Below are 20,631 nucleotides of genomic sequence, written 5' to 3'. Positions count from 1 at the left end.
CGCGAGTACGGAGAGAAGTACGCGACCGCTTCGTCGGCGCGTCCCTCGCGCATCAAGTCCCACGTCTTGCGAAACACTTCGGGCATATAGCAAGCCGGCATCGTGCCCGTGCAGCCGGACTCCATCTCTTCCGGCAAGAAGACGCCGCTGTTTCCGCCGAAGATGCCAAGGTAAGGGGACTGCTCCGCCTGTGCGAGCTGCTTCGCTTTATAATTAATGTTACCCGACTCGAGCTTTAGATAGCGGACGCGTTCCCACCTCCGGGCCAGGTCCAGCAGGAAGGAGACGGACATCTGGATATCGCTGAGCATGTGATCCTGTACGATGATCGGCACGGTGACGGCGTCGTTCAGGATGCCGAAGAAGCGGGAAATTTCGTCGGGACCCGCGCGCCACCGGCCGAAGAAGGGAGGCATGGCCATGACGGCGGACGCGCCAGAAGCTTCGGCGAAGCGGGCCAGCTCGGCGGCCGCCTTCGCCGAAGGATGATTGACGGTGACGACGACCGGCACCCGGCCCCCGATGCGGTCGATGCAAAACTGGAGCAGCTCGCGTCGTTCTTCATCCGACATGAGATGACCCTCGGATGCGTTGGCTAACAGCACGAGGCCGTGCACGCCGCCCTCGATGCAAAATTCGATCAGCCGCTCTTGGCTGGCATAATCGATTTCGTCGTTCGGGTGGAAGCAAGTTGCGAGAATCGGGTATACGCCGCTCAGCGGTGTGTTGCGCGGGGCTTCGGTTACATTTTCCATATTGGTATCTCTCCCGTCTCGTGAATTAGTTCCACTTATTCGTCAAAGATAGTCCGCCGTCGACGACGACGACGTTCCCCGCCATATTGGCGTTGCGGGGGCTGCACAACCCGGCGACGTGCCAGGCGACTTCCTCCGGCTCGATCCACGTGCCCGTCGGGATTTTGGAAGCGAGCGCCTCCGGCGTCATGCCGCGCACGTTCGCCGCCGAGAGACCGGCGTTCACCGCGCCGGGCGCCACCTCGTTCACGAGAATGCCGCGCGGCGCGAGCTCCGCCGCCAGCACCTGGCCGAGCATGCGGAGCGCCGCTTTGGAAGCGCAGTACGCCGGAATGGCGCGGTTCGGGCGATGGGCGGCCCAGCTGCCGACGAGCACGATCCGCCCCGGAAGGCTGCGCGCGATCATCCGCTTAGCCGCCGCCTGGCAGAGCGACAGCGCCCCGCCGACGTTCACCGCAAACTCGTTGCTCCACTGCTCCGGTTCGATCTCGAGAACCGACGCCCGCGTGACGATGCCCGCATTGGAGACGATCAACGTCGGCGTTCCGAGCTCCGCTTCGGTGCGTTCGACCCAAGCCGATACGGCCTCCGGCTCCCGGAGGTCGACTTGCTCGTAGACGGAGCCGACGCCCGTCTCGCGGAGCCGCGCCAAGAAGCCGTCCGCCTCTCCGGGTGCCCGCAGATCTCCGATCGAGACGTTCGCGCCGCGGCTAGAGAGCTCCAGCGCGATCGCGCGCCCGAGATCTCCCAGACCGCCGCTCACCATCGCGGTTTGTCCTTGAAGCTCCATAGATAGTCCCCTCTCTCGCCTTCGTTATCGCAGCATATAAGGCCCGAGCGCTTCGACGTCGATGTCGACCCCGAGGCCCGGGGCGTCGGGCACGCGAAGCATGCCGTTCTCCACCCGCCATGGCTGGCGTTGGAACCGATTCGCCATCGCCAACGCGGCCGGATTCATCTCGAGCCATAACAAGTTGCGCGCGGCGGCGGCCGCATGCGCGGAGGCCCCGATATAGACGCATTGGCCGATGGCCATATGCGGCGCGGCCGGAATATTGAAGGTGTCCGCCAACGTCAACATCTTCATGCCCTCGGTAATGCCCGTTCGCCCGATATCCGGCTGAACGACGTCCAGCGCCCGCTCTCGCAGGAACGGCAACAGCTGATACCGGGTGCGTTCGGTTTCCCCTCCCGCCACCGCCATCTTCAGCGATCGAGCGATCTCCGCATGGCCTTGCACGTCTTCCATCACGGTAGGCGCCTCGAGCAAGGCGACGTCGAGCTTCTCCAATTCCGCGCCTAGACGGATCGCGTCGTGGACGTTGTACATCCAGAGCGCGTCGGCCAAGAGCGCGACGTCGTACCCGACGCCATCCCGAACGGCGCGAAGGAGGCCGACGTCCTCGCGTATCCCCTTGCCGATATACACCTTGATCGCTCGGTAGCCTTCCGTAACCGCTTGCTGCGCCGAAGCGACCTTCTCCGCGGTCGTATGGCCGGACAAGCCCGAGAGATAGAGCGGGACCGGATTGCGGAAGGCGCCGCCGAGGAGACGATACACCGGTTGACCACAGTGCTTGCCGGCAATATCCCAGAGCGCCGCGTCCACGGCGGCGATGGCGTCCATCATGAAGCTGGACCGATGTCCCCGCCCGCGCAGGGAATCGTACATGCGATGCCACAACACCTCGATCGCAAGCGGATCTTGATCCAATAAGAGAGGCGTCAGCACTTGCCGGACGATCGCTTGCGGCGCTTCGGGTCCTACAGGCACTTGCGCCTCGCCCCAGCCGCAGCGCCCGTCATCGGTCGTAATCTTCACGAGGAGACTCTCGACCTTGCTGGAATACAGTGATGTGTATTCCTTGGAGAAGCCGTAATCGGAGGCGGCCGCGTTTCCGAGCGGGGCGTACGTTCCCGGCGTGCCCGCGGTCCCGCTGAATGCGCTTACCTCCCGGTCTACCTTCAACACGATGGCGTCGATGCCGGTAATTCGCATGAATTATTCCCTCCCCGTTGCCATGATGCATCATGCATGATATATTGTCACAGTAAATGGATAACTACATTTTGTCAATCGGGAATCGAGATGTTGTATAACGCTAGGAAGGAGGAGGTCCCGTTGAATACGTTGAATGTCGGGCTCGCGGGGGAACGAAGCACGAGTCAGAAGGTCGCCGAAATTTTGCGCAGCGCGATCTTTCGCGGCGAATTGGCGCTCGGCGCCCGGCTGGTCGAAGCGAACGTGGCGAAGTCGTTGAACGTCAGCATTACGCCGGTGCGGCAAGCGTTCGCCCAGCTCGCTACCGAAGGATTGATTCAGGTTGTCCCTTATAAGGGAACGAATGTCGTCAACATCACCGAACCGTTGATCGAAGAGGTGTACGGGGTTCGGCTTCGGCTCGAGCTTATGGCTGCCGAGCTGGCGCTGCCGTATATGACGGAGGCGGATTGCGGGCTGCTCGAGGAATATGCCCGGCGGATGGACCGCAACGCGACGGAAGGGGATTTCGAGGGGTTCGCGGCTTTGGACATTCAATTCCACGCTTTATTTTACGAGCGCAGCGGGCATTCGCTGTTGCTCGAGCTGTGGAAGTCGATTCAGTCGAGAATTCGCCTGCTGCAGACGTACGGGAGATCCTTCAACCGGCCGGCGGAGCCAGGCGAGGTCGAAGGCAGACATCTGCCGATCGTCTCCGCGGTGCGCCGAGGCGACCTTCCGTCGCTTCTAGAGTTGACGGAGGCACATATTCGCATGGGCAAGGCGATGTTGTCGGCGCATCGCGCCGAGCCGCACTGACGGATGGAGGCGTATTGGTTCCTCTTCCTCGTCGTCGCCTTGTCCTCCGCTTTGCAAACCGGTACGGGGTTCGGCTTTTCGATCATGACGGTACCGTTGCTGTTGCTGGTCTACGGCGTGCATGAGGCGGTGCTGCTCAACAACGCGATGTCCGTGCTGCTCTCGTTGCTCCTGTGGTACCGCATTCGCAAGGAGATCGACGCCGGACTGTTGAAGCGGCTCCTATTGGGCGGATTCGTCGCCATGCCCGCCGGCCTGCTCGTGTTCGCGATGGTGCCCGGGCAGCGATTAAAGCTGATCGTCGGAGCGATCTCCATCTTGTTCACCGTCCTGCTGGCGCTTCGCTTTCGCATGAGGCAAACTGCCGCCAAGGATCGCGCGGCCGGGGGGCTGTCGGGGTTTCTGGCCGCGGCCATCGGCATTCCGGGTCCCCCCTTGCTCGCGTATGCCTCGGCCGTCGGCATGGAGAAGACGACGCTCCGAAGCACGACGCTCGCCTTTTACTTGTTCCTATACTCGGCGAGCTTTTTGCTGCAGCTCGGGTTGGGCCGCGCGGAGAGCGGATGGTGGATTTCCGCGGCGCTGTCCGTTCCCGCGATGCTCGTCGGCGTCCTGCTCGGGCATCTGTTGTTCGCGCGATTGAATCAACGGTTCTTCCATCGAGTGTGTATCGCGATTTTATTCGCGACGGGAGTTCAGCTAATCTATTTCGGATGGTAACCGACCTAGGAGGGGTAGAAACATGATGACGGAATTGTACTTAGCGCAGGAGCTCGAAGCGTCGCGCAAGCCGCTTCGACCCGGGAAGCCGGGCGTCGCGCCGTTTTGGAATCGGTATGCGAAGCGGTTCGTCTATGCGCCGGCGTTCGAGCTTCCCGAGGTTCCGGGTGCAAGCGCTTACCGGTTTCGAGTCGCGCCGGCCGAAGGGCCGATGCTAGCGTTTACGGCGGACGTCCCTTGGGCACCGCTTTCCCCGGTATGGAGCGACGTTCCGCACGGGCTGGTCCGCTTAACGGTGGAAGGCTTGGAAGCGCCCGGCGGCGCAAGCCTGGGCATTGCCGGCGAATTGACGTTCTACCGCGCGCCCGCATTCGGGGGCCCTTATCGCGAGCCGCCTCCGTGGACGTACCGCGAGGCCGGCGTCAGGGGGCTGCGCGCGCTGTTCGAGCATCGCCGATTCCAATGCTGGTTAACCGAAAACAAGCCGGATCCGGAGATGTTCCTGAACTGCTTCGCCGCCAAAGAGATGGGCGCTTCCATTCGAGCCATGGTCGCTTTCGCTCGGCTGACGGCGAGCGAAAGCGAGTCGCGCGACGCCATTCAAATCGCTCGAAACATCGCGGATTTCCTCATCCGCCATTCCGAGCCGCCGGAGCGGCCGTACCCGTACTTCCCGCCCGTCTATTGGATTAATCCCGAAAATCGGATCAACGACTGGCACTTCGAAGTCGCAAGGGAAAATCAAAACCAATTTATGCTCAGCGAGCCGGTGCGGGCGACCTTCGGGTACCTTGACCTGTACGACGCTACGCAGGACGCTGCCTATTTCGACGCCGCCCTGCGGGTCGCGCAGACGTACCTGAAGACGCAACGCCCGGACGGCACCTGGCCGCTCGTCGTGGACCGACGCACCGGGGAGGAGCTGAAGTCGAAGCCGGTGATCCCGACTTGGGTTTTATTTTTCTTCGAACGGCTCGCGAAGCAGTACGGCCGCTCCGAATTCGCTCCCGCCGCGGAGCGTGTCGCGGCTTGGCTGCTAGCGCATCCCGCGAAGGAATTCCGGTGGGATTCCCAGTTCGAAGATGTGAAAATCAAAGAACCGTACCGGAAGATGGCGTACGAGCAAGCGGCGGATACCGCATACTACTTGTTGACCAACGGCGGGGACGACGCGGAGAAGGTCGGGCTGGCGGAGGAGCTGCTTCGGTTCGTCGAGGATCAATTCATCGTGTGGGAGAAGCCGACCGAGGGCTGGAAGACGCTCGAGTTCCCCGGCGGTCCGACCAAATACTCGCAATATGCGGTGGATACATGGCTTGCGCCGGCCGTCATCGAGCAATTCGGCTTCGTCTTGGTCGCGAGAGCGACGGCCGTCGTGATGCGCGTTTACGCGAAGGCGTACGAGGTGACGGGGAAGGACGTCTACCTAGCGAAGGCCCGGTCGCTGGCGAATACGCTGGTCGCGACCCAGCAATACCATGGGGGAGGCGAAATTCCGAGCTTCCCGATGACGTCCGAGCAGATCGTATGGACGAACAACAGCGTGTATACGGCATTGTTCCTGCTGGAGTTCGGCGAGGCGACGGAGCGCGCGGCGGAGCGGTAACACCAATACGGGGCGATCCCAGGCGCGGCGTCGAACGCCGCGCCGAAGGGATCGCCCCGTTCGCGTCTTACAGCTCCATCCGATTGCGGTACTCGGACGGGGTCATGCCGACCAGCTTCTTAAAGATGTTGAAATAATAGTTCCGATTCGTAAACCCGACGGCCGCCGAAATATCGTTAATCTTCATGCTGCTGCCCCGCAGCAGCGTTTTCGATTTCTCGATTCTCACTTTGTTGACGTAGTCGGAAAACACTTCCCCCGTCTCTTTCCGGAAAATCCGGCCTAAATACACGGCATTATAATGAATTATCTGGGAATACGATTTCAAGGATACGTCGTCCTCGTGCGCGTGCCGGTCGATATATTGCAGCAGATCCTTCACGACTTTGCTGACGTTGGCGCCGTTCCGCTCGTCGAGCGCGCGCAACGTGCTCTGAATTTTTCCGTTCAGCCAAAACCTGATCTTATCGATGTGCTCCAGTTCGCGAATATAGCGCAGCAGCTGCATCTCGTCCCCGAAAATTTCGTCTTGCGATACGCCGGCGAGCCGAAGAATGCGCAGCAGCGAGATGACGACCTCCATGGCGAAGAAATAGACGGCTTCCGGCTCTGCGCCGCCGCGCGCCAGACGGTCGAAGCTTCCCTCGATATACTCGCGAAGCTCCTCCCGGCGCCCGTGCTTCAGCGCGTCCTCGAGAAGCAGATGATCCACCGCTGCGTAATCGCGAAAGGCGCTTTGCTTCGCGACGATATCCTCGTGCAGCAAAATCACGGTATCGCCCGAGTAGATTCGGTATTGCTGGGCGCGAAGCGCGTGTCCATAGCTTACATGCAGCTGCTTATAGCTCCTCGCCACGCTCCCCGCCGTGACTACCCACCGGGCGTCTTCGAGGTTCGGCAAACGCTCGTATAAGGAGAGCAGGTCTTCTCTCATCCGTTCGTTATGCTCCGCTTCGTTCGCTACCCCGCAGACGATGACGATTCTGCCCGCGTAATCGGGAAAGACGACCGCCCGATCCGGGGGGAACGCCCGGCAAGCAGCTTCCTCGGCGGCCCGGAGCGCGGCGTCGATTCGGTCGCGCGCTTCGGTCGAGCCCGCGACGACGTCGATCACCGCCGCCTGCAGCTTGCTGTCGAACACGTTCGCGCCGGTTTGGAGGAAGGCCAGCTTCTGCTTCAGCTCCGGTCCGTCGATGTGGTTCGTAAGCAACCGATTGAGCACATTGTTGCGAATCAACTCGCGCTCCTGCGTTCGTTCGCGGCTGCGGCTCGCATCCGATTCCAGCTTGCGCGTAATCTGGTGAATCGTCTGCTCCATCTCCTCGATGTTCATAGGCTTCAGCAAATAATTTTCCACGTTGTACTGCAGCGCTTCCTTCACGTACTGAAAGTCGTCGTAGCCGCTAAGGATGACGAACCTCGTCTCGAGGCCGTCGGCATGCGAGCGGCGAATCAATTCGAGACCGTCCATGGCCGGCATTCGAATGTCGCAGATCGCGAGATCCGGTCTTTCCGCCGCGAGGAGCGCGTAGCCTGCCGCCCCGTCGGCCGCCTCGCCGATCAACTCGATGCCGTATTCCTCCCAGGGAAGGATATGCTTCATCCCCGAGCGAATGGAAGGCTCGTCGTCAATAATGCATGCTCGGTACACGCGCTTCCATCTCCTTCCTGTGCAGCGCCGGAATGCTTACGCTGACCTTCGTCCAGTATTGCTCTTTACTCTCGATTCGAACCGTATGCGGACTGCCGAACAAGACGTGCACCCGCTGAAAGACGTTCGCGAGCCCGATATGCTCGGCACCCGCCGATTCGAAGGTCCGATCGAAGCCGGCCCGAAGGGCGCGCAGCCGCTCTTCGCCGATCCCGATCCCGTTGTCCGCGATGTCGAACACGATCGTCCGATCTCGCAGCGTTCCCCGAATCGAGAGCACGGCCCGCCGCTGCTTGCGAAACAGCCCGTGTTGGAAGGCGTTCTCGATAATGGGTTGAAGCAGCAGCTTCGGGATGCAGTATTCGTACAGCGATTCGTCGACCTGAATTTTCGTCTCCAAATTGTTGGCGAACCGAAAATTCATTAACGACAAGTACCAGTCGATCGATTCCAGCTCCTCCTCGATCGTAATGATCGAACGCTCGGAGCTGATTCGCCAGTGGAACAGCTTCCCCAGCATGTACAGCATGTGCGGCGTATCCTTCGACCGCTCCTCGAGCGCCTTCATGCGAATCGACTCGATCGTGTTATATAGAAAATGAGGATTGATCGCCGACTGCAAAGAAGAGAGCTTCGCGCTCTTCGACTGAATTTCGGCGATGTACACCTTGTTCACGTATTCTTCTAGGCGAATGCACATGCGATTGAAGGACGCGGTCAGCTGCCCGAATTCGTCGTTGCTCTCCGTCTTTACGACCGCGTGGAAATTCCCTCTCTCGACCGCGCGCATCGCGTTGTAAAGCGTCTTTACCTTGAACGCGATGTAACTGGAAAATAAGCCGGACAGCAGCAGCATAAGCATGACCCCGGCCAGGAAGACGGCAAAGATGTCCTGCACCAATTGGTTCGTCCCTTCCAGCACCGCCGCCTTCGGCACTTGAATCAGCAGCGTGATGCCCCGCTGGGCGAGGCGGGTTTTGTTGACGATATACACTTCCCCGTTCGCCTCGACTTCCCGTACGGCGGATGTCGAGACCCTGTCGAAGAAGGGGTGCGCGCGTCCGATGTCCTCGGGACGGTTGCTGGACAAGACGGTTCCGTCTTCTTGAAGCATGTAAAACGCGGCGCGGCTCGAGTCGGACAACTCATCATAGTGCCGAGCGATTTCCGCGGAGGATAAATTGATGAGATACCTGCCTACGGGCGCTCGAAGCTGCGCGTTGTTCAGATCGTATAAATTCCCGACATGCGAGATGACGGGCCGCGCGTCCCCTAATATATAATCGGGGCTGTCGTCGGCGAACAGGCGCGTACGCTTGTCCGTAGGGGCGATCGAACGGAGCGCGGGGAGCGCGGAGAAGTCGAAGTTGTTGGAGATCGAGCGGTCGGACGTGCTGAAGACGCCTGGTTTGTCCCGCGTATCCAACAATATGATGTCTACGATCTCGTCCCTCGAGAGCGAGATCCCGTTCAAATATCCCGATATCACGTTTCGCGTAACGGTGTTGTAATCGCTTCCATTTTCTCGGAAACGAACGAGATGATCCACGGGGGAGTCGGTCCCGTCCACGGTATAATACAAATAATAAATTGCTAGATTTACCTTGTTATATTGTTCGTTCAAGTACGATTTCATAGTTTCCAAAATTTCTTCCTGCCTTTGAACCTCCACATCCAGCAGCTTGGAATTCACGGAATTCGTGACGATATGGATCGTTACGAGCAACGGGACCAACATAATCGCCGAATACGCGAGCACTAGTTTCACTAGTAGTTTATTATTGACCAATTGCAGCAACCGCTGCAGCGCCCGGGCGAACATGAAGATCCCCTCCTTTGGATGTTTATTGTAATCGAGAACGTCCGACTGCGCAATGCAAGATCAGGAGGTTTACTGAGTATAGCAAAAGTCATATTTTTGTGCTTGAGCGTTCGGAGGGAATCCACGACAATGAGAGGGAGAGAAGCCCGTCAGCGCTTCGGCGACATTTTCCAAGGGGGATTGGCCATGAAACGGCGTACGATTGCGATGTTCGTTAGTGTATTAATGGCGTGTTTGTTGCTTGCGGCGTGTTCGAGCAGCGCGGTTCCGAATGAAAGCGGTAACAATGGAGGCGGCTCGTCGGGGGGGACGCAGGCGGAAGCGCCGGCGAAGTCGGATGCGAAGGAAGACGTCGAGCTTACCTTCCTCTATCAGATGGACGATCGATGGACGGCCGAATTTTGGGCGAGCGTCGTCAGCGATTTCGAAAAGCAGAACCCGGGCATCAAGCTGAACCCGATGTCCTACCCGAGCGTGGATAAGAAGCAAGAGTATATTCAGACGTTGTATGCGACGGATCAAATGCCGGACGTGACGTTCGCCGGACTCGAGTCGATGAAGCTGATCGACGGCGTCTTCCTGGAAGTGCCGGAGCATCTTACGTCGCTGCTGGACGAGACGGGGCTGTACCGCCGAGACGGCAAGGTGTATACGCTGCCGACGTCCAAGTACATCATGCTCGACGTCTTCTACAACAAGGATATCTTTAAGAAATATAATCTTACGCCGCCGAACACCTGGGACGAATTCCTGCAGCTGAACGAGACGCTCAAGAGCAACGGTGTCGTTCCGTTCGTCGAAGCGGGGCAAGGCGTATCCGGCATGATGCTTCACAACCCGATGCTGACCGTCATGCTGAACGAGATCAGCGAGGACTATCCGCAGAAGTTTTTGTCGGGAGAGATGAAATTCAACGGTCCCGAGATGCTGGAAATCGGTAAGCGCTTCCAGGCGTTGTGGGATGCCGGCTACTATCATGAAGGATCGTTATCCTTCACCGGCGCCCAGAAGGACGAGAAGTTCATGGAAGGCTCCGCGGCCATGCTTATCCAGGGCATCTTCAACGCCAAGAAATACGCGGAAGGCAGCCAGTTCGAAGTCGGCTGGTTCCCGCTGCCGGGCATGAAGTCCGCAGACATCTATCCGGTTATGTTCGGCGAAGACATCGGCGTCAGCGCCAAGACGAAGCATCCGGAGGAAGCGTTCAAGCTGGTCGAGTTCTTATTCTCCGACGCGGTCTATCAGCAAATCGTGGAGAAGGGCAACGCCGGTTACACGACGAAGAAGCCGTTCACGTACGAGCAAGATTATTTGACGAAGGAAATGTACGAGATCACGGCAAACAAAACCGCCAAGATTACGTTCATGAAGATCGACCAGTTCCCCGCGGCGACCGCGGAGCTGATGCGGACGACCGCCCAAGACATCGCGCACGGCGGGGACGTACAGCAGGCGCTGGATAAGATGGAATCGATGTTCCGAGACGTGCTCAAGGCCGAAAATAAATAGGTGCGATAGCGAAGCTTCGGCGGGAACGAGTATGCCTCGTTCCCGTCGCGTTCTCGCCGGACGAGGAGGGGAATTTACGTGCATCGGACAAGGAAGATTTCCTTTCTGTTTGTATTACCGGCGTTGCTCGGATACTGCGTCATCCGGGTGTTCCCGATGTTGTCTTCTTTCTACTATAGTTTCACCGATTGGAACGGATATCGCCCGGACGTAAATTTCATCGGGCTCGAGAATTACGTCAAGCTCTTCCATGATCCCGACGTTCGAAACTCCATTATCGTATCGCTCGTCTTCGTCGTCGCCTCCGTCGCGGCGATCAACGCGCTGGCGGTCCTCTTCGCGGTGCTGCTCAAGAAGGCGGGCGGCCTCATCGGATTGTACCGCAGCGCGATTTTCCTGCCGATCGTCATCAGTCCGGTCGCGGTGTCCTTCATCTGGCGCACGATGTATTCCTACGACGGGCTGTTAAATAAGACGTTGTTAGCGCTGCAGCTTTCCACGGAGCAAGTCGGCTGGCTGACGGACAAGAGCCTGGCGCTGACCTCCGTCATCATCGTCAATATTTGGCGCAGCACGGGATTTCATATGGTCATCATCCTGGCGGCGTTGATGACGATTCCTAAGGATCTCTACGAATCCTCGGATATCGACGGCTGCAACGCCTGGCAGAAGTTTCGCTTCGTCACGCTTCCGCTGCTCGTGCCGGGGCTGACGGTCAGCATCGTGCTCGCGACGATCAGCAGCTTGAAGCAATACGATCTTGTCGCCGTACTGACGGGCGGGGGGCCGGTCAACGCAACGCAAATTTTGTCCATCAAGATCGTGCAGGATGCGTTCCAATACAATCTTAACGGTTATGCGTCGGCCATCTCCTTCGTGCTGCTCTTCGGCATCTTGCTCGCCGTCGTTCTTCAAAATATGATCCTTCGCAAGAAGGAGGTCGAATATTAATGCGAACGCTCGCCTTCGCGGCTAAGCACGCCTTCCTTGCGATCGCCGTGTTTATCGTCGTCGTGCCGCTCTACAGCGTGCTATTGAACTCGTTCCGGGGCACAAGGGATATCGCGCAAGCGCCGTTCCGCTTTTCGAACCTGACGCTCGACAACTTCGCGCACGTCTTCGGCTCGCAGAACGATATCTTCCGCATGTACGGCAATTCATTGACGATCACGGGCATTTCGCTGATCTGCATTCTCGTCATCGCGCCGATGGCCGGGTATTACATCGCGCGGTCCGGTACCCGCTTGGCGCCGTTCCTGATGGTCTTCTTCCTGGTCGGCATCATGCTGCCGGACGAGGTGACGATCATTCCCTTGGTCACCATGTACGTCAAGCTGGAGTGGATCGGCAAGTTGTTCGGGATGATCGTCTTCTACGTCGGCTCGAAGCTGGCGGTATCGATCTTCTTGTATAAGCAATTTATCGCCACCGTGCCTTACGAGCTGGAGGAGTCCGCGATCATCGACGGCGCCGGCCAGCTTCGGACGTTCTGGGGCATTGTGTATCCGCTCCTGCTGCCGGTCACGGCGACGCTGGTCGTCTTCGTCGGCATGCATATTTGGAACGATTTCCTAATGCCGCTGTACCTATTGCAGGGCGTTCACTCGAGAACGATCACCGTAGGCATCTTCTCGGCCATCGGCGATTATTCCGAAAACTGGGGCCATGTCTTCGCTTGGGTCGTCGCGGCGTCGGCGCCGATTCTCGTCTTGTTCTTATTGGCGCAGCGGTTCTTCATCGAAGGCTTGACCGCCGGCGCGATTAAGGGGTAGAGCGAAAGCATTGACGGAAGGATGAAGCGGAAAATGTCACCGACACGCAGCGGGCAGCGCCCGAACGTGATTTTGATTACGACGGATCAGCAACGTAAAGATTCCATGGGCTGCTACGGCTCGGACTTCGTCCAGACGCCGAATTTGGATCGGCTGGCGGCGGAAGGCGTGCGGTTCGATCGCGCCTACTGCCCGAGCCCGGTCTGCACGCCGAGCCGCGCCTCGATCTTCACGGGGAAACACGTATCGAACCACGGCGCGTGGAACGTCGGAACGACCGTGCCCGAGTCGGAGGTGTGCCTGCAGCATCTTCTGGGCGCGCAAGGGTATCGGACGTACCATATCGGCAAGCTGCACTTCCAGCCGTTCCTCGCGACGGCGGAGCAATCGAAGGAGACGGTGCGGGAGTGGGAGAAGCTGTACCCCGGCTTCGACGGGCCGTATTACGGCTTCGAACGGATCGAAATTTGCCAGGGACATACCACGAACGGCGTCGCCGGACACTACGGCGCTTGGGTGAAGGAGAAGGCGGGCACGACGGAATTCCCGGCCGTCTCCCTCGCCTCCTCTTCCTTCGGCGGAGAGGCGGTGGCGTGGGACATCCCGCCGGACTGCACGAACACGGCATGGGTGCGCGAGCGGGCGTTGGCGTTCCTCGAGGAGGGCGTTTCGGCGGACTCGGACGAACCGTTCTTTCTGAACTTGGGCTTCCAAGACCCGCACCATCCGCATGCGCTGCCGGCGGAGGCGGCGGCGGATTTGCGGCCCGAACGGTTTCCGTTGCCCCGCTATACGGAAGGAGAGTTGGAGGATAAGCCGCCGTTCTACCTTGACGTATACAGAGGCCGCTGGAGCAAGGAGCATCCGCTGCACGGCACGTTCGCGATGGCCGGGCAAGGCTTCAGCAGCTACAACTACCACGAGGTGACGGCGGAGGACGCCCGGCTCGGGAGGGCGTACTACTACCGTATGGTCGAGTTGATCGACCAAGCCGTGGGGGACATTCTGGCCAAGCTCGAGGAGAAGGGACTCGCCGATAACACGATCGTCATCTTTACGACCGACCACGGGGAGCTGCTCGGCGATCACGGCATCTGGATGAAGGGCCCGTTCCTGTATGAGCAGCTTGTCAACGTGCCGCTGCTCATCCGATGGAAGCAGGGGCTCGAGCCGGGGCGCGCGGTACCGGGAATCGTGAGCCTCGTCGACCTGGCTCCGACCGTGCTGTCGCTCTGCGGCGTCGAGCCGGTCGCCGACATGGACGGCGCGGATTTGTCGCCGGCGCTGCTCCATGGCGACGCCTCGCCCCGGCGGGCGGCGCTGATCGAACATATGGACGATCCCGCGAAGCTGCGGCTGAAGTCCATCGTCACCGAACGGTACAAAATGACGGTCTTCCTAGGCCAGCCCTTCGGCGAATTGTACGATTTGGCGGAGGATCCGGGAGAGGTTCGGAACCTGTGGGGAAGCCCCGAGCACGAAGCCGTGCGGCGGGAGCTGTACGGCTTGCTGCTCCTCGAGCTGGAGAAGCTGGAAACCCGCGTGGAACGGACGACGTATGCATAACATCTTGTTCCTGATGACGGATCAGCTTCGCTGGGACGCGCTCGGCCGAACCGGCGGCTGGGTGAAGACGCCGAACCTCGACAGGATCGCGGGCGAGGGCGTGCTGTTCACCCAATGCTTCACGAACGCGCCGGTGTGCATTCCGGCCCGCGTCTCGCTCGCGACCGGCTTGTATCCGCATAACACAGGCGTGTGCAGCAACGTCCCCGACTTCGATCTCGATCCGGCGTCGAGCACGTGGATGCAGGCGCTCCGATCCGCGGGGTACCGCACCAGCTTGTTCGGGAAGACGCATCTGCACCGGCATAGCGGCGACCTGCGCGACCGCGAGCCCCTGATGCGAGCGTACGGCTTCGACGACGTCGACGAAATCGGCGGCCCCCGCGCCAGCATGCATGTCGGAAGCCATATGACGGAAGGCTGGGAACGCGCCGGGCTATGGGATATATATAAGGAAGATTTCCGTCGGCGCTTTGCCGAAAAGCCATATGCCGCCAGGCCTTCCCCGCTGCCGTTGGACCAGTATGCCGACGTCTACGTCGGACGGCAAGCGAGGGACTACTTGGAGCGGTACGACCGACCGGAGCCTTGGTTTTGCATGGTGAGCTTCGGCGGGCCGCACGAGCCGTGGGACGCGCCGGAGCCCTACGCAAGCATGTACGATCCGGGCTCGATGCCTGCACCCGTGCCGCGCCTATCGCCGACGCCGGGGCGGAAGGCGGGGCATCTGGACCGGTACTTCGCGCCCGGCGACCCGCATTCGCCGGAGGCGAGCGCGGACGAGATCGCGGCGATGCGCGCCAACTACGCGGGCAACGTTACGCTGATCGACGATCAGATCGGCGAGCTGCTGCGCACGCTCGAACGCAGGGGCGAGCTCGAGCGGACGATCATCGCGTTCGCCTCCGACCATGGCGAGATGAACGGCGATCACGGCCTCATCTACAAGGAGCAGTTCCTCAACGGGGCCGTGCGGGTGCCGCTGATCGTGCGCGCGCCGGGCCGCCACGGCGCGGCCGCGGGAACCGCCGTCGACTCGCCGATCGAGCTGTTCGACCTCGGTCCGACGCTCGTCGAGCTCGGCGGCGGGGAGTGGCGGACGGCGCGCTTCGCGAAGTCGTTCGCGGCGCTGCTCGACGGCCGGCCGGCCGCGCACCGCGACGAAGCGCTCGTCGAGGTGCACGGCGAATACATGGTGCAGGACCGGGAGTGGAAGCTGGCCGTGAACCGCCTCGGCGAGCCGTACCTCTTGTTCGACCTCGCGAACGACCCCGACGAGCAACGCAACCTCGTTCTCGATCCGCAATATCGAGGCCAGCTCGATGCTATGCAGCTTCGGTTGCTGCGCCGCCTCGTCGCCTCGCAGCGGCTTCTGCCCGACTAGGCGCTTCCGCACGATGCTGGCGCGATCCAGACCCGATCGACGCCGCGAGCTCGTCTGCCCGGCTTACTTGGGCGCCTTCGCGTCCCAATCCTCCGCAAGCAGCGCCTTGTTGATGCCGATCGCGGCGAGCGCGCCGGAGGAAGCGGCGGCGACGACCTGGTACATCTCCGTCGCCGCATCCCCCGCGCAAAACACCCCGGGCACGCTCGTCGCGCCGAACGCATCCGCCACGACGACCGTGCCGTTCTCCGTAATTTGGCAGCCGAGCGAGTGCGGCAGGTCCGTGCCGGGCGCGAGGTTCGGCGCGAAGAAAATCCCCTCGCACGCGAGCGCCGTGCCGTCCTCCAACATGACGCGCTCCGCCTGGCCGTCCCGGGATTCAATGGCGCGTACGCGCGACAGGTAGAAGGGGATGCCGTGGCGGCGCAGCTCCTCGCGATGCGCTTCCGGCAAGTCGTCCGCGCCGTGCAAGCAGAGCGTTATGCGATCCGTCCAGCCGGACAGCGTCATCGCCATATGCAGCGCGAACGCGCCTTTGCCGATCCAGACGATGCGGCGGTCCCGCAGCTCCCAGCCGTCGCAATACGGGCAAACGAAGGCGCTCTTCCCGTACACGTCCGCGAGGCCGGGGACGTCGAGCGGCAGGTCCTTACGCCCGGCGGCGAACAGCAGCTTCCTCGCGCGGTAGGTCGCGCCGCTCGCCGTCGTTACGACGAAGCGCCCGTCCGCGCCCTCCGCCGCAATCACGGCATCTTTCGTATATCGAACCGACGGGTACGGCTCCAGCTGCTCGCGCGCGATGCGCAGCAGCTCGCCCGGCGGCGCGCCGTCGCGGGTCAGGAAGCCGTGCGACTCGCGCGTCACGCGGTTGCGCGGCAGCGCCTCGTCGATGACGACGACGCTCCGCCGCGCCCGCCCGAGCACGAGCGCCGCGTTCAGGCCCGCCGGGCCGCCTCCTATAATCGCTGCGTCGAGGAGCGGTTGGGGGTTCATTTTCGATCGCCTCCATAAGGTTAAATGCCGGCACGCCGAGCGACGCCGCCAGCTACATTATGAATCCCCCGTGTCCCGCTTGCAACAAACTTTCCCAGCGCGCGGTTGCAAAGGTTTGTATACTATTCGTAGGAGTAAATATTTTCATAGAATGGGAGCGACTTGCGATGTTTGCAGCGGTATGGCGTATGCTCGGATTCGGGACGATGCGACGCAGCGTTGGGTTGAGGATGATTATGGCAAGTATGATCGTCTTGTTATGGGCGGTTCCGGCGTGGGCTGACGAGGAGGAACCGATCCGGGTGACGCTGGACGGGGTTCGGCTGCATTTCGAAGCGGCGCCGCTCCTTGTCGACGGAAGCGCGTACGTGCCGATGCGTTCCGTGTTCGAAGCGCACGGGGCGAGGGTGCATTGGGACGAAGCGAGCCAGGTCGTGACCTCCACGGTCCGGTACAGATCGGTAGTCATTCATCTAACCGACGGAAGCATTGTTTTGAATGGCAAGGCAGCGCCGCCCCCGTTGAAAGCTCTCTCGGTCGACGGTCGGACTTACGTCCCGCTGCGGGTCGTGAGCGAGGCCCTGGGGAGCGGCGTGTTCTGGGAAGAGGCGACTCGTACGGTCCGGATGACGTCGGCCCCGTTAGAGTATATCTTAGCGGTGCCCCTCGACCTGGAGCTCGAAGCGAACGCCGAGGCGCGGACCGACTATAAATACAACCCCGCTGCCAAGGTTGCGATGAAGATCGAGCATTACGGCATCCGCGACGGAAAGTTGTATACGCAGCTGCAGCTGATCAATATGGAAAAGGAAACGCCCGTCTCCTTCTCGTTCGCCCCCGTCGCCAACCAACGCGTGATCGGCTCGGTTCCGTGGGATCCGAACGGCAAGGCTTCCTACCTGATGGAGGATTGCACGTTGATCACGCCGCGAATGGACAGCAGGCCAGACGGGAAGAAGGCGATACGGTATTCGACCTCCGTCGATCAAGCATGCGTACAGGCGAACCCGGAGGCGCGCGCCGGCGCTTCGGTCGACCCGGGACTGGCGTACCTGCCCAGATTGTTGCGCGCGACGGGGAACGATACCTATACGGTTCGCCAATACCTTCAAGACGAGCAGGGCGGCGTGCAGAAACTTGTCGTCGACGCGTCCGGGCAAACGACAATCGTCTTGATCGCCGACGCCGGGACGGACGAGGCGCTGGTCATTCGCGGGACGTACCGGCGAGGAGAAGAGACGGAGGCCGAGGCGTTCACGCTGCGATATGCCGTCGCGCCGGCGCTGGATTTCGGAAGCTACGAGTCGGCGTACAATGGAGTTGCATTCTGGGAGAAGTGAAAAAAGCCCGCAAACGAGCTCCCTACGGAGCATCGCCTGCGGGCTTGCCAATTCGTTAAATCAATCCGGACTTCTGCAAGAGGCGCTGCAGCAGCGCGGCGGCTTCCGCTCGGGTGAGGTCGGCTTTCGGCTCGAGAAACGTGGCCGTCCGGCCTTGGAGCAGGCCCGATTGCAGACCGAGGACGACGCCGGCCTTCGCCCAAGTCGATACGTCCGCGGCATCCGCATACGGCGTCAGCAGCGGCGCCGCCTCCGCGGCCGGCAGGCCGGCGGCCAAGCCGGTGACGTCGGCCGCCTTGGCAATCGCGGTCATCGCTTGCTCGCGGGTAATCGGGTCGTGCGGCCGGAAGCGGCCGTCCTCGTGTCCGACGAGCAACCCGTATGCATGCGCGGCGTGAATGAATCCCGCGTCCTCGTCGTTCGGCCGCACGTCGGCGAACGGGCTGTTGCCGCCGACCGGCCGCAGGCCGAGCGCGCGGACGAGCATGCCGGCAAATTCGCCCCGGGTCACCGCGGCGTTCGGCCGGAACGCCGTCTCACTGGCGCCTGCGATGACGACCATCCGCGAGCTCATGTCGTTCGCGGCCTCCTGCGCCCAGTGACCTTCGACGTCCGCATACTCGACGGGGTTCCAGACGACCGTGTACGTGCTGTTCGTCAGGCTGTTAATGACGGCGTAATGCTTCCCGTCGACGGTCGTCACTCGCGTCGGGACGTGCCGCGTCCGGCCGTCCGGGTCGACGACGATCGCCGTCGTAATTTTGCTCGGGTCGACGCCCTCCGGAATCGCGACGGTACGTTCCACGTACGCTTCGAACGTCGTCAGCTCGACGGTCTCGCCGCCGGAGGCGACACGGACGGCAAAGTCGAGCGGCGGCGCTACGATGGACAGCTCTCCGGCGGCGGCCGCGTTTTCCACGACTTGCAGCATGGCGTCCTGCGGTCGTGCGATTTCGATCTGCACGACCGTATCCTTGGCATTCGGATCCACCCCGTGTCGTGCCAAGAGATTTTCGTTAAATATGCGTTCCGCCGGCAGCACATACGAGGCGGCTTCCGTCTGGAACACCACGACGGCCTGCTTCTGCGACAAACTCCGGACGCTGCGAGCGTCGAGCTCTCCGACGAAGCTGTCGGCGTTGCCGCTTGTCGGCACGGTAATGATCGGCCTCTCCCCCACGGCGTCCAGTCGTGCCTGCAGCTTCGCCGGGTCGACCGCGACGGTCGTCCGGGTGCGTCCGTTTTCCATCGTTGTCGTTTCGGCTTGTCCCATCGTTTCCGGTCGCCCGTTCACGAGCACTTCCACCCCCGTCGGCGCAGCGGGCGGAGGCGTCGTCACGATCGCCGGCGGTGCGTTCACCGTCTGAGTGACGGTGAACGAAACCGGCGTCATGCGGTCCGCCGAGACGGTCACCGTCGCCGAGTAGGCGCCAGGCTGCAAGCCGTCTTTGGCCTTCAGCGTGAAGGTCGTCGACGTCGTCGCGTCGTTCAATGCCGTCGCGGCCGGCTGGGTCGCGACGAAGGCATTGCTTTGCGCGCCGGAAAGCGCCACCGTCAAGTTCGCGAGGGGGCCTGTGCCCGTTCGCGCGATCGTCACCGTGCGCGTCTGCTGCGACCCCGAAGCGTATCCTCCCGTCAGCGCGGTCAACGTCACATTCGGCAGCGCGTCGATCGTATACGTCAGCAGCATCACCTCGACGGCGACCGCCGCCGTGTCCGTTCCGCCGTTGCCGTCGCTCACCGTGTAAGCGAACGTCGCCGTCCCGCCGAAGTTGGAAGGAGGGGCGTACGAGACGCCGCCGGCCGTGAACGTCACGGTCCCTTGCGCCGGCTGTGTCACCCCGACTACGGTGAGGGGGTCTCCGTCGGCATCCTGATCGTTCGCCAGCACGTCGATCGCTACCGTCTCCCCGTCGGCGATCGCCTCCGCCGTATCGTCCGCCGCGTCCGGCGCGTCGTTCGCGGCCGTCACCGTCACGTTGACCGTCGCGGTGTCGGAGCCGCCGTTGCCGTCGCTCGCCGTGTAGGTGAAGGATGTCGTTCCGGCGAAGTCGCCCGCCGGGGCGAAGGAGACGTCGCCTGCGGTGAACGTCACCGTCCCGTGCGCCGGCTGCGTGACTCCGGTTATGCTCAAGGCGTCGCCGTCGATATCCGTATCGTTCGCGAGCACGTCGATCGTCGTCGCCCCGCTGTCCTCCGCTGCCGTCGCGGCGTCGTCCGACGCCTGTGGCGCATCGTTCACGCCGGTCACGGTCACGTTCACCGTCGCGGTGTCGGAACCGCCGTTGCCGTCGCTCACCGTGTAGGTGAACGACGTCGTTCCGGCGAAGTCGGCCGCCGGCGCGAACGAGACGTCGCCTGCGGTGAACGTCGCCGTTCCGTTCGCGGGCTGCGTGACTCCGGTTATGCTCAAGGCGTCGCCGTCGATATCCGTATCGTTCGCGAGCACGTCGATCGTCGTCGCCCCGCTGTCTTCCGCCACCGTCGCCTCGTCGTCCGTCGCGTTCGGCGCCGCGTTCGGCGGCGTGACGACGGTCACGGCGACGGTCGCCGTGTCGGAGCCGCCGTTGCCGTCGCTAATCGTATATGTAAACGTCGTTGTACCGATGTAATCGGCGGCAGGCGTGAAGGAGACGCCGCCGGCGGTGAACGTCACAGTTCCGTCCGCGGGCTGCGTGACCGCGGTGACCGTCAGCGTATCGCCTCCGTCGGG

Annotated in this window: 16 protein-coding genes; 9 read left to right on the top strand and 7 right to left on the bottom strand. The window is 61.6% G+C overall.

Going from position 1 to position 20,631, the window contains the following annotated elements; genetic code table 11:
- From VEZ38_RS03645 to VEZ38_RS03635, 3 genes are all read right to left on the bottom strand, one after another.
- The coding region (locus VEZ38_RS03645) for a dihydrodipicolinate synthase family protein (protein WP_324891989.1) at positions 1 to 755 on the bottom strand (755 nt) is incomplete at its 3' end.
- A 25-nt stretch (positions 756 to 780) separates the two neighbouring features.
- Positions 781 to 1,545 (bottom strand): SDR family oxidoreductase, encoded by a 765-nt coding sequence (locus tag VEZ38_RS03640; RefSeq protein ID WP_324891988.1) that lies wholly within the window; start codon positions 1,543 to 1,545, stop codon positions 781 to 783.
- 24 nt (positions 1,546 to 1,569) lie between these two features.
- Complete coding sequence (locus tag VEZ38_RS03635; RefSeq protein WP_324891987.1) at positions 1,570 to 2,754, bottom strand: mandelate racemase/muconate lactonizing enzyme family protein; 1,185 nt, start codon at positions 2,752 to 2,754, stop codon at positions 1,570 to 1,572.
- A 123-nt stretch (positions 2,755 to 2,877) separates the two neighbouring features.
- Here VEZ38_RS03635 and VEZ38_RS03630 point away from each other — a divergent pair, with 123 nt between their 5' ends.
- From VEZ38_RS03630 to VEZ38_RS03620, 3 genes are read left to right on the top strand one after another with little or no spacing between them, the layout of a single operon-like run.
- A complete protein-coding gene (locus tag VEZ38_RS03630) occupies positions 2,878 to 3,555 on the top strand; it encodes a GntR family transcriptional regulator (protein WP_324891986.1) in 678 nt (225 codons plus the stop codon).
- 3 nt (positions 3,556 to 3,558) lie between these two features.
- Entirely contained in the window at positions 3,559 to 4,275 is a 717-nt protein-coding gene (locus tag VEZ38_RS03625; protein WP_324891985.1) for a sulfite exporter TauE/SafE family protein, read from the top strand.
- Between the two features lie 22 nt (positions 4,276 to 4,297).
- Positions 4,298 to 5,881: a hypothetical protein gene (locus VEZ38_RS03620; RefSeq protein ID WP_324891984.1), complete on the top strand. Its 1,584-nt coding sequence runs from the start codon at positions 4,298 to 4,300 to the stop codon at positions 5,879 to 5,881.
- Positions 5,882 to 5,948: 67 nt separating this feature from the next.
- Here the strand turns inward: VEZ38_RS03620 and VEZ38_RS03615 are convergent, their stop codons facing one another.
- Complete coding sequence (locus VEZ38_RS03615; protein WP_324891983.1) at positions 5,949 to 7,532, bottom strand: response regulator; 1,584 nt, start codon at positions 7,530 to 7,532, stop codon at positions 5,949 to 5,951.
- The gene (locus tag VEZ38_RS03610) at positions 7,510 to 9,354 is read right to left on the bottom strand and encodes a sensor histidine kinase (protein WP_324891982.1); all 1,845 of its coding nucleotides are present in this window, start codon (positions 9,352 to 9,354) and stop codon (positions 7,510 to 7,512) included. The genes VEZ38_RS03615 and VEZ38_RS03610 overlap by 23 nt, the downstream gene beginning before the upstream one ends.
- Before the next feature lie 129 nt (positions 9,355 to 9,483).
- Here VEZ38_RS03610 and VEZ38_RS03605 point away from each other — a divergent pair, with 129 nt between their 5' ends.
- The 5 genes from VEZ38_RS03605 to VEZ38_RS03585 all read left to right on the top strand — a co-directional run bounded on the left by VEZ38_RS03605 (position 9,484) and on the right by VEZ38_RS03585 (position 15,585).
- Positions 9,484 to 10,863, top strand: coding sequence for an ABC transporter substrate-binding protein (locus VEZ38_RS03605; RefSeq protein WP_324891981.1), 1,380 nt, complete (start codon positions 9,484 to 9,486; stop codon positions 10,861 to 10,863).
- Between the two features lie 78 nt (positions 10,864 to 10,941).
- Positions 10,942 to 11,814, top strand: coding sequence for a sugar ABC transporter permease (locus tag VEZ38_RS03600; RefSeq protein WP_324891980.1), 873 nt, complete (start codon positions 10,942 to 10,944; stop codon positions 11,812 to 11,814).
- Positions 11,814 to 12,635, top strand: coding sequence for a carbohydrate ABC transporter permease (locus VEZ38_RS03595; RefSeq protein WP_324891979.1), 822 nt, complete (start codon positions 11,814 to 11,816; stop codon positions 12,633 to 12,635). The genes VEZ38_RS03600 and VEZ38_RS03595 overlap by 1 nt, the downstream gene beginning before the upstream one ends.
- Before the next feature lie 33 nt (positions 12,636 to 12,668).
- The gene (locus VEZ38_RS03590) at positions 12,669 to 14,201 is read left to right on the top strand and encodes a sulfatase family protein (protein ID WP_324891978.1); all 1,533 of its coding nucleotides are present in this window, start codon (positions 12,669 to 12,671) and stop codon (positions 14,199 to 14,201) included.
- Positions 14,194 to 15,585: a sulfatase family protein gene (locus tag VEZ38_RS03585; RefSeq protein WP_324891977.1), complete on the top strand. Its 1,392-nt coding sequence runs from the start codon at positions 14,194 to 14,196 to the stop codon at positions 15,583 to 15,585. Before VEZ38_RS03590 ends, VEZ38_RS03585 begins: the two co-directional genes overlap by 8 nt.
- A 63-nt stretch (positions 15,586 to 15,648) precedes the next feature.
- On the opposite strand, the gene VEZ38_RS03580 is transcribed toward VEZ38_RS03585, so the two are convergent.
- A complete protein-coding gene (locus tag VEZ38_RS03580) occupies positions 15,649 to 16,578 on the bottom strand; it encodes an NAD(P)/FAD-dependent oxidoreductase (protein WP_324891976.1) in 930 nt (309 codons plus the stop codon).
- 245 nt (positions 16,579 to 16,823) lie between these two features.
- Here VEZ38_RS03580 and VEZ38_RS03575 point away from each other — a divergent pair, with 245 nt between their 5' ends.
- Positions 16,824 to 17,918, top strand: a complete 1,095-nt coding sequence (locus VEZ38_RS03575) for a copper amine oxidase N-terminal domain-containing protein (protein WP_324891975.1) — start codon at positions 16,824 to 16,826, stop codon at positions 17,916 to 17,918.
- Positions 17,919 to 17,973: 55 nt separating this feature from the next.
- Here the strand turns inward: VEZ38_RS03575 and VEZ38_RS03570 are convergent.
- The coding region (locus tag VEZ38_RS03570) for an Ig-like domain-containing protein (protein WP_324891974.1) at positions 17,974 to 20,631 on the bottom strand (2,658 nt) is incomplete at its 5' end.

The organism is Paenibacillus sp. (genome assembly GCF_035645235.1).
In the GTDB taxonomy this organism is placed as follows: Bacteria; Bacillota; Bacilli; order Paenibacillales; family YIM-B00363; genus Paenibacillus_AE.
Note: the sequence above shows the minus strand (reverse complement) of the source record. Positions and strands in the feature narration are given on the sequence as shown.

What these genes read in the sequence shown, in the direction of transcription:
- VEZ38_RS03640 (WP_324891988.1), bottom strand. Translation starts at nt 1,545, where the DNA reads ATGGAGCTTCAAGGACAAACCGCGATGGTGAGCGGCGGTCTGGGAGAT.
- VEZ38_RS03635 (WP_324891987.1), bottom strand. Translation starts at nt 2,754, where the DNA reads ATGCGAATTACCGGCATCGACGCCATCGTGTTGAAGGTAGACCGGGAG.
- VEZ38_RS03625 (WP_324891985.1), top strand. Translation starts at nt 3,559, where the DNA reads ATGGAGGCGTATTGGTTCCTCTTCCTCGTCGTCGCCTTGTCCTCCGCT.
- VEZ38_RS03620 (WP_324891984.1), top strand. Translation starts at nt 4,298, where the DNA reads ATGATGACGGAATTGTACTTAGCGCAGGAGCTCGAAGCGTCGCGCAAG.
- VEZ38_RS03610 (WP_324891982.1), bottom strand. Translation starts at nt 9,354, where the DNA reads ATGTTCGCCCGGGCGCTGCAGCGGTTGCTGCAATTGGTCAATAATAAA.
- VEZ38_RS03605 (WP_324891981.1), top strand. Translation starts at nt 9,484, where the DNA reads ATGAGAGGGAGAGAAGCCCGTCAGCGCTTCGGCGACATTTTCCAAGGG.
- VEZ38_RS03595 (WP_324891979.1), top strand. Translation starts at nt 11,814, where the DNA reads ATGCGAACGCTCGCCTTCGCGGCTAAGCACGCCTTCCTTGCGATCGCC.
- VEZ38_RS03590 (WP_324891978.1), top strand. Translation starts at nt 12,669, where the DNA reads ATGTCACCGACACGCAGCGGGCAGCGCCCGAACGTGATTTTGATTACG.
- VEZ38_RS03585 (WP_324891977.1), top strand. Translation starts at nt 14,194, where the DNA reads ATGCATAACATCTTGTTCCTGATGACGGATCAGCTTCGCTGGGACGCG.
- VEZ38_RS03580 (WP_324891976.1), bottom strand. Translation starts at nt 16,578, where the DNA reads ATGAACCCCCAACCGCTCCTCGACGCAGCGATTATAGGAGGCGGCCCG.
- VEZ38_RS03575 (WP_324891975.1), top strand. Translation starts at nt 16,824, where the DNA reads ATGATCGTCTTGTTATGGGCGGTTCCGGCGTGGGCTGACGAGGAGGAA.